The sequence below is a fragment of the Methanoregula sp. genome, from assembly GCF_049690535.1.
Classification (GTDB): Archaea; Halobacteriota; Methanomicrobia; order Methanomicrobiales; family Methanospirillaceae; genus Methanoregula.
The window spans coordinates 1-1,656 of the sequence record NZ_JBAVMX010000018.1 but is presented as its reverse complement, the minus strand read 5'-3'; the positions used below and the strand labels follow the sequence as shown (position 1 = coordinate 1,656).

General features: G+C 56.0%; 3 protein-coding genes. 2 read left to right on the top strand and 1 reads right to left on the bottom strand.

The window, feature by feature from the left end:
• Both WCE46_RS01210 and WCE46_RS01205 read left to right on the top strand, forming a co-directional pair.
• The coding region (locus tag WCE46_RS01210) for a hypothetical protein (protein ID WP_424731872.1) at window positions 1-385 on the top strand (385 nt) is incomplete at its 5' end.
• A gap of 260 nt (window positions 386-645) precedes the next feature.
• Window positions 646-1,308: a nitroreductase family protein gene (locus WCE46_RS01205; protein WP_424731871.1), complete on the top strand. Its 663-nt coding sequence runs from the start codon at window positions 646-648 to the stop codon at window positions 1,306-1,308.
• 86 nt (window positions 1,309-1,394) lie between these two features.
• On the opposite strand, the gene ilvN is transcribed toward WCE46_RS01205, so the two are convergent.
• Window positions 1,395-1,656 (bottom strand): acetolactate synthase small subunit (gene ilvN / locus WCE46_RS01200; RefSeq protein ID WP_424731870.1); only part of this gene is annotated, 262 nt, incomplete at its 5' end.

Genomic DNA, 1,656 nt, shown 5'->3' with positions numbered 1-1,656 from the left:
GTACATGGAAGCAGATGCAAAACAGGGGGGACAAACACACCGGCACCATGGCGGAAACATGCTGATTCCTGCCGGTGTCCTTTTGGGTCTTGGGATCGGATTGCTTGCCGGGTACCCGGGGCCCGGTGTGCTGATCGGGCTGGGACTTGGTTTTATCGGAGCGACGCTGGCAAAACCCGGGGCGGATCCTGTAGGGGATGCCGGTACTCATCAATCCTGTGACCGGTCCCACGGGTTTCTGGCCATAATCGGGGCATTCCTGATCATTGTAGGCGTCGGGATTGCTTTTGCACCACTCCATTTCTGGCCTTACATTGCAGCAGCATTCCTGATCCTGCTTGGGGCTTGGTTCCTGTACCGGGCTGTCTCCCACCGCCAGGAGTGAAGGCGGCTATTTTTATTTTTTTGTGTAAGCTAATAGCCCCATCATCATAAGTACTCTGACGGAATCCGGGGTATCCAATCAGGTCAGAGTATCCCCTGCTCCCACGGCCCGGACTTTTCCCGAACCTTCTGTCCGCATCACACCCACTATCAGTGCCGGATTGATCCGACACCCGGTCTCCAAAACCGGATAAAAAGCGCATCCCGTGAAAATACTTTAAAATATCCCGGCACGCCAACGGGATGTGGGACTTGAGTATAATGGCAACAAAAACCGAACAGGACAACGCGGTGCTGGACAGGATCATCGGCGAACGGCGGAGCTGCCGGAAATTTACCCGTGAGATCCCGGCAGATGTTCAGGTTGAGAGCATCCTCCACGCCGGCCTCCATGCCCCGTTTGCCGCAGCAGCAATCGGGGACAACAAGGATTATTTCCGGAGGTTTGTAGTCGTCCGGAACGGCTCAAAGGCGATGAAAGAAATTTCTCCGCTTGTCTTTGAGACCGTTCTTGCCATGGCCGGGGATCTCGAACAGGCAGCGGCGAAAAATGCACAGCTGCGGGAAAAGGCCGCCGGGTTCATGAACCGGCTTGCCATGATCAAGGACATGGGCATGGTCCCCGGTGTCGGCACGGCTCCATTCTACATCGTTGCCGCTGAAAAGAGAGGGTTCCCCCCTGTGGAAGCACAGTCCCTTGCCCACTGCATGGAAAACATGTGGCTCAAAGCAACTGCGCTTGGCCTCGGATTCCAGATCGTGTCCATCACGGCACAGATGGCGGATAATCCCAAATTCTGCCGGGTCCTCGGCCTTGAATCCGGGAAATGGGCCCTCATGGGGTGCGCCGTAGGATACCCGGCCGAGAAGTTGTCACCTTCGATCAGGCCATCGGTCACGGAAGTTACTACGTGGCCTGAGTGAAACGGGCGGGCGTCAGAAATCGAAAGCGGGTGTGTTCCGGCAGCACACCAATATCAAAGCCCGAAATTTTCGTCGGGCAAAAAAAATTATTTGCTGCTGGTCACGGTCTTTGTGCCGCGTAAAATAGCAATCCTTCCGGTCCGGATCAGTTCCTTGATCCCGAACTGGCGCAGCAGTTTTTCCATCGCGTTGATCTTGTCGGTATCCCCGACAACCTGGAGCACCACCGATTTTGCGCCCACATCCACGATCTGGGCGCGGAAGATCGTCGCGATCTGCATGATCTCAGCCCGGGTCGAACCCTGATCGGCGGTCACCTTGAACATCACCAGTTCGCGTTCGACCCGC

What these genes read in the sequence shown, in the direction of transcription:
- WCE46_RS01205 (WP_424731871.1), top strand. Translation starts at nt 646, where the DNA reads ATGGCAACAAAAACCGAACAGGACAACGCGGTGCTGGACAGGATCATC.